This window comes from Pseudomonas protegens, from assembly GCF_003732485.1.
GTDB classification, from domain to species: Bacteria; Pseudomonadota; Gammaproteobacteria; order Pseudomonadales; family Pseudomonadaceae; genus Aquipseudomonas; species Aquipseudomonas protegens_B.
Genome location: NZ_MOAK01000066.1, coordinates 33,050 through 42,498, shown reverse-complemented (window position 1 = coordinate 42,498; position 9,449 = coordinate 33,050). Strand labels below are relative to the sequence as shown.

The following is a 9,449-nucleotide window of genomic DNA, read 5'->3' as shown; positions in this document are numbered from 1 at the left end:
CTGATCGGTGCCGGCGAAATGGCCGCGGCCTGCCATGGGCTGCGGCAGGTCGATGTCCGGCAGCCTGATGCGGTGCGTTGCTGCCAGGCCAGGCTGCTGGCGTCCATGGACCGCATCTTCGAACAGGCCAAGACCGACCTCGCTGCCCTGCGTCAGCCCCTCAGGCCCTGGTCCCGGGGCATCGCCCGGGCGCCCCTGGTGCACTCTCGTACACGTCCCATATGAAGCGGCACCTACCCTTCCTACTCTGGCACCTGCTTTCGGGGGGCGCCAGACAGGGATGCCAGACTCAACTTGAGCCAACCCATTCCTCCCCACGATCGCCTGTTGAATCCAATAATTTCCAACCAAGGATCAATCGATGATCACGTTGCACCGAGTCCGTTCATTCCTCAAGTTGCCATTGGCCATGGCCATCGGCATGGCGTCGCTAGCCGCTCAACAAGCCAGCGCCCACGGCTACATCGAAAGCCCGAAAGCCCGTGCGTTCATGTGCAGTGCCGGTGGCGGCAACCAGAACGGCAACTGCGGCCCCGTGGCCTATGAACCGCAAAGCGTCGAGTACTTCGGCAGCCCGGGCGGCGGCCGCGAGCACTTCCCGAGCAACGCCAAGGCCTGTACCGGCGACTTCCGCGCCTGCGGCCCGGCCGACGGCACCATTGCCGCCGGCGGCATGACCAGCTTTGCCAAGCTCAACGAACAGTCGAGCAGCCGCTGGACCAAGAACACCATCAAGCCGGGCCCGCAGACCTTCACCTGGAAGTACACCGCCGGCCACGCTACCCGCTACTGGCAGTTCTATATCACCAAGAAAGACTGGAACCCGAACCAGCCGCTGACCCGCGACTCGTTCGAGATGACGCCGCTGCTGGATGAAAAGTGGAACGGCAGCATGCCGGCCAAAGCCGGGGAGAAGACCAAGCACGTGGTCAATATCCCTGCCGACCGCAGCGGTTATCACGTGATGCTGGCGACCTGGAAAGTCCACGACAACTCCAACACTTTCTATTCGGTGGTGGACCTGAACATCGATAACGCCAACGCCGTTGCTTCCCAGTGGAACGATATCGGCGCGGTGCAGCCCGAACCGCTGAAGGTCGGCGACAAGGTCATGACCCGGGTGTTCACCAACAGCGAGCAACAGGCCAGGCAAGTGGTGCTGAACATCGATTCGGCGGAACTGGCCAACGAAAACGTCTGGCCGTTCGAACTGGCGAAGAAGGTCAACGCCGCCAAGCTCGGCTACCAGATGGGCCTGCTGGACGACAAGGATCAGGTCGTGCCCAACCGTGGCAAGAACAGCATTTTCGTCAACAAGGGCAGTGACATCAGCAATGTGATCATCGCCAAGGAACTGGCCGGCCAGCCAAGCGAGCTCAGCGTCACCGGCATGCTGCCTGAATACACCGCGAAGAACGGCCAGGTCGACCTGCACTTCAACGCCATCGTCAAGGCCAGCGACCCGAAAGACGACTACATGATCTACGCCAAGGTGTTCGACACCGCAGGCAGGACCCTGGCCTATGAACATGCACCGATCGGCAACCTGACTCCGCACTTCTCGATCTCGTTGAAAGACACCAAGGCTGGCAAGTACGACCTGGTGGTGGTCTCCAGTTCGAAGAAAGGCCAGTTGATGCAGCAAACCGCACGCTTCACCGTGAAGGCTCAAGAGAACATCGATGGCGGTGACAAGCCAGGCAACGGCGGTGACAAGCCCGTTGAAGGCGGCAAGTACGACCACGTCTTCCCGCAAGGGCTGAGCACCTACAAGGCCGGCACCCTGGTACTGCAGCCCAAGGACGGCAAGACCTACAAGTGCAAGCCGTTCCCCTACGGCGGCTACTGCGTGCAATGGAAAGCCAGCGCCACTCAGTACGAGCCGGGGACCGGCAGCCACTGGACCATGGCCTGGGATCGCCAATAACCATTAAAGCGAAGGTTGGACCCTTGAGCGTGGCATGTGAATGCCACGCTTTTTTTTGCCCGTAGATCCGGAACGGGAGCACGACTCTCGTACTCGTCCCATGGGACCTCTCTGCCCCGCCACGTAGTCTGCCCCTGTTCTCGAGGATGCGTCGGCACGCAAGCCAGCGGCCCCATCAGACTGGCCCCCACCCGGGATCCTGTGTATCCATTTCCACTTGTTCAAGGCTTTCTCAATGATCAACTCCAACCGAGCCCGCTCGCTCCTCAAACTGCCTCTGGTCCTGGCCATGGGCGCTGCCGGCCTTGCCGCTCAACAGGCGTCCGCCCACGGTTACATTGAATCCCCCAAAGCTCGTTCCTTCATGTGCAGCAGCGGTGGCGGCAACCTCAACGCCAACTGCGGCGCCATCACCTACGAACCGCAGAGCGCCGAGTACATCGGTCGTCCGGGCGGTGGTCTCTCGCACTTCCCAAGCAGCGCCCAAGCTTGCACCGGTGACTTCACCAAGTGCGGCCCAGCCGATGGCACCATCCCTGCCGGCGGCCTTGACCGCTTCGCCGAGATCAACGAGCAGTCGGCCACTCGCTGGAGCAAAACCACGGTCAAGCCGGGCCCGCAGACCTTCACCTGGAAGTACACCGCCGGTCACGCCACTCGCTACTGGCAGTTCTACATCACCAAAAAGGACTGGAACCCGAACCAGAAGCTGACCCGTGACTCCTTCGAGCTCAAGCCGCTGCTGGATCAGCCATGGCCGGCCCTGAACACTCCGGCCCCCGCCGGAGGCAAGACTCGGCACACCGTGAACATTCCTTCTGATCGCAGCGGTTACCACGTGCTGCTGGCCACTTGGAAAGTGCATGACACCGACGCCACCTTCTACAGCGTGGTCGACCTGAACATCGACAACGGCGCGGTCATTCCATCCTCCTGGACCACCGTGGGCGCGGTACAGCCCGAAGCGCTGAGCATCGGCGACAAGGTCAAGACTCGCGTGTTCAACGCACAGGGTGAAGTGACCGCCAGGCAAGTCGTGCTGAACATCGACTCCGCCGAGCTGGCCAAGGCCGACGTCTGGCCACGCGAACTGGCCAAGAAGGTCAACGCCGCCAAGCAGGGCTACCAGATGGGCCTGCTCAACGACAAGGACGAAGTGGTGCCGAACTTTGGCAAGAACGACATCCTGGTCAAGAAAGGCAGCGACATCGTCAACGTGATGATCGACAAGGAACAGGCTGCCAAACCGGGCGAGTTGGCCATCACCGGCATGCAGTCCGAATACACCCTGAAGAACGGCAAGGTCGACCTGCACTTCAACGCCATCGCCAAGGGCGGCGACTACACCGTCAAGGCCACCGTGTACAACGCCAAGAATGAAAGCGTGGCGTTCCAGCAGGCTCCGGCCGGCAACACCCCGCACTTCTCCATCCCGCTCACCGGTCAGAGTGCCGGCAAGTTTGACCTGATCGTGGTAGCCACCTCGAAGAAGGGCGACCTGCTGCAGCAGACCGCCAGCTTCACCCTCAAGCCGGAAGAAAGCAGCGGTGGCGAGAACGGTGGCAAGTACGACCACGTGTTCCCGCAGGGCCTGAGCACCTACAAGGCCGGCACCCTGGTCCTGCAGCCCAAGGACGGCAAGACCTACAAGTGCAAACCGTTCCCCTACAGCGGCTACTGCATTCAGTGGAGCAGCGGTGCCACGGCATTCGAGCCGGGCGTAGGCGCCAGTTGGTCGTCGGCCTGGACTCGCCAGTAAGTCATACCTTCGTCAACCCGAGCGTGGTGCCCCGGCACCACGCTTCTTTTTGCCAGTCATGCCCCCTATGCCTACTAGCAATTACTCAAGACTCCACGTGCTGCTGCACTGGATCTTCGCCTGCATCATCATCTGGGCCACCGTCAGCGGCTTCGGCAACGCCTTGCTTGACCTGCCGACCGAGATCGCCGATGGCATCAGCCTGGTCAATGTGTCCTTGACCTTCATGCTGATTCCCCTGTTCGTCCTGCGAATTCTCTGTGCCCTGGATCATCGGGCAGCGGCGCACACCACCCATCGAGCCCTGCGCCTGCTGGCCAAGAGCGGCCACCTGGTGCTCTACGTCGTGACCGGTCTTGTCCTGGTCACCGGCGTGCTGATGATGGAACGGCCGATCAATCTCTTTGGCGTACTGTCTCTGGCTCAGCCTCTGCAGGCCCCCCTGCTCACCGACTTCTTCAATGTCCTGCACAAGTACGCCTGTGTGGCCCTGGCGCTGCTGGTGGCCGGGCATGTGGCCGCAGTGGCCGTGCATCACCGGTACGGTGAAAAACTCCTGCAGCGCATGTCCCTGTGAACGCCTTGCGCTTTTGCCCACGCGTCGCCCTGCGGGCCGGCGCGGTGCTGTTGCTGTTGAGCTGGCTGGGCTGGCTTGGCCGTGATAGCTGGCTGTGGCTGCAGAACCTGGAGCAGAGCGGCAACGCCGTGCCTGCCCAAGCCCCGGCGCCGGCCCACCAGCCACCCGACACCGCAGCCATCGCCCAACTGTTCGGGGTGCAGCCCCAGGAGGCCGGCGGCAACCAGCCACGGGTGCCCCTGACACTGTTGGCGAGCCTGGTTGAAAGCCGCCCGGAACTGTCCAGGGCCTTGATCGAATCCCCTGAAGGCAGCCGCTTCTACCGCATCGGCGAGCCCCTTCCCGGGGGCGGCAGTCTGCGTGAAATCGGCACCACCCAGGTTCGTGTCCAGCGCTATGGCGAGGACCAGGCTCTGTCCCTGGCCAGCCATGCCACCCCCTTGCTGATCCCGCTGCCCGCTGCCCGCGACGTGCCTTCGAGCACCGTGGCCCGAGGCGAGCCCGACAGTTCTGTCCAACCTTCCTGGTGACCCCCAAGACCTCATGAAACGAGCATTTATCGCAGGTTCCCTGCTGGCCCTCGGCACGCTGATCGGCCCCCTTCACGCCACTGAAAAACTGCCTCTTGCACAGCAGTGGACCTTGAACATGAAAGACGCGGAACTGCGCGATCTGGTCGACGAAGTCGGGCAGATCACCGGCAAGACGATGATTCTCGACCCGCGTCTGAACGGCAAGGTGACGGTGCAGTCCACCACCGCCATGGACCAGAAAGGCATCTATTCGCTGTTTCTCACGGCCCTGCGCAGCCAGGGTTATGTGGCCATGGACCAGGGCGACCGGGTATTGATCCTGCCGGTGGCCGAAGCCAAGACCAAAGCCCATGTCGAAGCCAGCGGAGCCAGTGATGAATTCGTGACCCAGGTCATCGAACTGCACAACGCCAACGCCAGCGAAGTGGCCGCCGCCGTACGCCCCCTGGTGGCGGTGGATGCCTACATGGCACCGTCCACCACCTCCAACGCGCTGATCGTCTCCGACAGCGCCAACAATGTGCAGCGGGTGCGCCAGGTGGTGGAGGAACTGGATAACGCCGGTGGCCGCCAGTTCAACATCCTCCAGCTCAAGCACGCCTGGGCCGGTGATGTGGCCAAGACCCTGACCGACAGTCTGACCGACAGCAACGGTGCCCAGACCAACGCCAAGGCCATTGGCGACGCCCGCAGCAACCGCCTGATCCTGGTGGGCCCGGCGCCCATCCGCCAGCAGATGCAACGCCTGGCCCAGAGCCTAGACGTGCCGAACAACGCCGGCGAAAACGCCCGGGTACGACGCCTCAACCACAGCGATGCGAAGAAACTCGAAGAGCTGCTCAGCGGCATCGGCAAGCGCCTGGAATCCGGCGGCCGCGGTGACGGCCAGAAGCAGGACAGCCCGGTGCTGGTGAGCGCCGACGAAAGCCAGAACGCCCTGGTGCTGATGGCCTCGCCGGCGCAACTGGCGACCTTCGAAACCATCATCGACGAACTCGACCAGCCCCGCGCCCAGGTGCTGGTGGAAGCGGCCATCGTCGAAGTCAGTGGCGACATCAACCAGGCCCTCGGCGTGCAGTGGGCCGCAGGCCGGGGCAAATGGGGCGCCGCCAGCAACTTCAACAGCGCCAGCATGACCATCGGCACGCTGCTGGGCAACCTGGAGAGCGGCAAGAGCCCGACCCTGCCGGACGGCACCGTGATCGGCATCGGCAGCAGCAATTTCGGCGCGCTGATCACCGCCCTGTCCAGCGACTCCAACAACAATCTGCTGTCCACCCCGAGCCTGCTGACCCTGGACAACGAGCAGGCGGAAATTCTCGTCGGCCAGAACGTCCCGTTCCAGACCGGCTCCTACACCACCGATACTGCCGGGGCGAGCAACCCCTTCACCACGGTGGAGCGCAAGGATGTGGGGATCACCCTCAAGGTCACGCCGCATATCAATGAAGGCAACTTCCTGCGCCTGAAAGTCGAACAGGAAAGCTCCGAGCTGGCCGCCGCGCCACCGGGCATCAGCACCAGCGACGTGATCACCAACAAGCGCTCGGTCAAGAGCACCATCCTGGCCAACGACGGGCAGATCATCGTCCTCGGCGGCCTGATCAAGGACAACATCAAGGTCCAGGTGAGCAAGGTGCCGCTACTGGGTGATATCCCTTGGCTCGGCAAGCTGTTCAGCAGCAGCAAGGAGGTCAACGAGAAGACCAACCTGATGGTGTTCCTGCGCCCGACCCTGTTGCGCAGCAGTGGCAACGCCGACAGGATCAGCACCCAGAAGTACGACAACCTGCGCTCGCTGCGCACGCTGGACGGCAAGACCCGGGGCCAACTGCCGCAGAACCCGCACCAACTGTTCGATGCCAACAGTGACGGCGATCAGGGGCTGATCGACATGCGGGCGACCGAAGCCGCGCAGCAGCCATGATCACACCCATCGAAAGTCCGCGCCTGGCCTTTGCCTATGCCCGACGCCATGGCGTGGTCCTGGAGCATCAGGCCCAGGGCGCCGTGCTCTATTGCCGGGTCAATACGCCCTGGTCGGTGATCGCCGAGGTGCGCCGCTTCAACGGCGCGCCCCTGCGCAGTGAAGTGCTCGACGAACAGGCCTTCGCCCAGCGCCTGGCGGCCCACTATCGCGATGGCCAGGACGGGGCCAAGCAGGTGGCCGATGGCCTGGGGGAGCAGTTCGACGAAGAGTTCGACCTCTGCAGCCTGGCCGACCAATTGCCGAAAACCACCGACCTGATGGAACAGGAAGACGACGCGCCGATCATCCGCCTGATCAACGCGATCCTCAGCGAGGCGGTCAAGAACAAGGCCTCCGACGTGCACCTGGAGGCCTTCGAGGAACATCTGTCGGTACGCCTGCGGGTCGACGGTCTGCTGCGTGAAGTGCTGCGTCCGCGGCGCGAGCTGGCGACCCTGCTGGTGTCGCGGATCAAGGTCATGGCCAAGCTCGACATCGCCGAGAAGCGCATCCCCCAGGACGGCCGCATCGCCCTGCGCATTGCCGGGCACGAGGTGGATGTGCGGGTCTCGACGCTGCCCTCCAGCCATGGCGAACGGGTGGTGATGCGCCTGCTGGACAAGCAGGCCGGGCGCCTGGACCTGGGCCACCTGGGCATGAACCGGCAGGTGCGCCAGCGCCTGGAAAGCGCCCTGCACAAACCCCACGGCATCCTCCTGGTCACCGGGCCTACCGGCTCCGGCAAGACCACCACGCTGTACGCCGGATTGGCCAGCCTCAACAGCCTGGAGCGCAATATCCTCACCATCGAAGACCCGGTGGAGTACCACCTCACCGGCATCGGCCAGACCCAGGTCAACGCCAAGGTCGACATGACCTTCGCCCGGGGTCTGCGGGCCATCCTGCGCCAGGACCCGGACGTGGTGATGGTGGGCGAGATCCGTGACCGCGAGACTGCGGAAATCGCCGTCCAGGCCTCCCTCACCGGCCACCTGGTGCTCTCGACCCTGCACACCAACAGTGCCATCGGCGCGGTGACCCGCCTGGTGGACATGGGCATCGAACCGTTCCTGCTCTGCACCTCCTTGCTCGGCGTCCTGGCCCAGCGCCTGGTGCGCCTGCTGTGCCCCGAATGCAAGGAGCCCCATGGCGCCGACCCGGCGGCCTGTGAACGCCTGGGCCTGCCCCCCGATGCCGCGCCGCAACTGTACCGCCCGGTGGGTTGCCCGAGCTGCCAGCAGTCGGGCTATCGCGGTCGCCGGGGGATCTACGAGCTCGTGCTGTTCGACGACACCCTGCGCCAGTTGATCCACACCGGCGCCGGCGAATATGAACTGCTCAATCACGCCCGCCAGCACAGCCCGAGCCTGTTCGACGACGGCCAGGCCATGGTGCTGCAAGGGCTGACCAGCCTGGAAGAGTTGCTGCGGGTTACCCAGAGGGACTGAAGATGGCCGCCTACGAATACCTGGCCATGTGCGCCGCCGGGAAAAAATCCAGCGGCGTGCTGGAAGCCGACAGCCCGCGGCAGGCGCGGCAGATGCTGCGCGAACGGCAACTGATCGCCCTCAAGGTCAGCGCCAGCCAAGGCAAGCGCAGCACTGGCGCCGGTAGCGCCAAGGTCTCCGGGGGCGGCTTGAGCAGCGCCGAACTGGCGCTGCTGACCCGCCAGCTGGCCACCCTGGTGCAGGCCTCGCTGCCCCTGGAAGAAGTGCTGGCCGCCGTGGCCGCGCAGTGCGCAAAGCAGCGCCTGAAAAGCATGCTGCTGGCCATACGAAGCCGAGTCCTGGAGGGCTACAGCCTGGCAGTGGCCCTGGGCGGCTATCCCAAGGCCTTTCCCGATCTGTACCGGGCCACGGTGGCCGCCGGCGAACGTTCCGGACACCTGGATCAGGTGCTGATGAACCTCGCCGACTACACCGAAGCCAGTCAGGCGGCGCGCCAGCAGATCCAGCTGGCCATGCTCTACCCCAGCATCCTCATGGTCGCGGCCATCAGCATCGTCGGCTTTCTCCTGGGCTTCGTGGTGCCGGACGTGATCAAGGTGTTCATCGACAGCGGCCAGGAGCTGCCGCTGCTGACTCGCGGCCTGATCGCCACCAGCGCCGTGCTGCGCGATTACGGCCTGCTGTTGCTGATCCTGATCGGTGCCGGGATCACCGCAGGGCGAGCCGCGTTGCGCAAGCCGGGCAACCGTGAGCGCTGGCACGCCCTGGTGCTGCGCCTGCCGGTGATCGGCGGGCTGGTCAGGGCCAGCAACTGCACGCGTTTTGTCAGCACCCTGGCGATTCTCGGACGCAGTGGCGTGCCGCTGCTGGACGCCCTGGCGATTGCCAGTGAAGTGGTGGCCAACCAGAAAATTCGTACCGGTCTGAAAGACATCGTCCGAGGCGTGCGCGAAGGTATCAGCCTGACCCGAGCGCTGGAGCTCAACGGCAGTTTCCCGCCAATGATGCTCTACATGATCGCCAGCGGTGAACGTTCCGGCGAGCTGGACAGCATGCTCGAACGCGCCTCCCGGCAGCAGGAACAACAACTGGCCGACCGCATCGCCCTGCTGGTGGGCCTGTTCGAGCCGGCAATGCTGGTGTTCATGGGCGCCTCGGTGCTGGTCATCGTGCTGGCGATCCTGATGCCGATCCTCAGCCTGAACCAATTGATTACTTGAATCTGGAAAGCCCCCA

Annotated in this window: 8 protein-coding genes; all 8 read left to right on the top strand. The window is 63.9% G+C overall.

Annotation, left to right across the window (positions count from 1 at the left end):
- On the top strand, positions 1 to 225 hold a 225-nt coding region (locus BLX41_RS33390), incomplete at its 5' end, for a hypothetical protein (RefSeq protein ID WP_185073631.1).
- Between the two features lie 136 nt (positions 226 to 361).
- Complete coding sequence (gene gbpA, locus BLX41_RS17300; protein ID WP_123725869.1) at positions 362 to 1,927, top strand: N-acetylglucosamine-binding protein GbpA; 1,566 nt, start codon at positions 362 to 364, stop codon at positions 1,925 to 1,927.
- Between the two features lie 235 nt (positions 1,928 to 2,162).
- Positions 2,163 to 3,686: an N-acetylglucosamine-binding protein GbpA gene (gbpA, locus tag BLX41_RS17295; protein ID WP_123725868.1), complete on the top strand. Its 1,524-nt coding sequence runs from the start codon at positions 2,163 to 2,165 to the stop codon at positions 3,684 to 3,686.
- 58 nt (positions 3,687 to 3,744) lie between these two features.
- A complete protein-coding gene (locus BLX41_RS17290; RefSeq protein WP_311197537.1) occupies positions 3,745 to 4,263 on the top strand; it encodes a cytochrome b in 519 nt (172 codons plus the stop codon).
- A gap of 5 nt (positions 4,264 to 4,268) precedes the next feature.
- A complete protein-coding gene (locus BLX41_RS17285; protein WP_185073629.1) occupies positions 4,269 to 4,793 on the top strand; it encodes a type II secretion system protein N in 525 nt (174 codons plus the stop codon).
- Between the two features lie 13 nt (positions 4,794 to 4,806).
- Entirely contained in the window at positions 4,807 to 6,723 is a 1,917-nt protein-coding gene (gene gspD, locus BLX41_RS17280) for a type II secretion system secretin GspD (protein WP_123725865.1), read from the top strand.
- On the top strand, positions 6,720 to 8,213 hold the full coding sequence (gspE, locus tag BLX41_RS17275; protein ID WP_123725864.1) for a type II secretion system ATPase GspE: 1,494 nt from the start codon (positions 6,720 to 6,722) through the stop codon (positions 8,211 to 8,213). The genes gspD and gspE overlap by 4 nt, the downstream gene beginning before the upstream one ends.
- 2 nt (positions 8,214 to 8,215) lie before the next feature.
- A complete protein-coding gene (gene gspF, locus BLX41_RS17270; RefSeq protein ID WP_123725863.1) occupies positions 8,216 to 9,433 on the top strand; it encodes a type II secretion system inner membrane protein GspF in 1,218 nt (405 codons plus the stop codon).
- Positions 9,434 to 9,449: the final 16 nt, after the last annotated feature.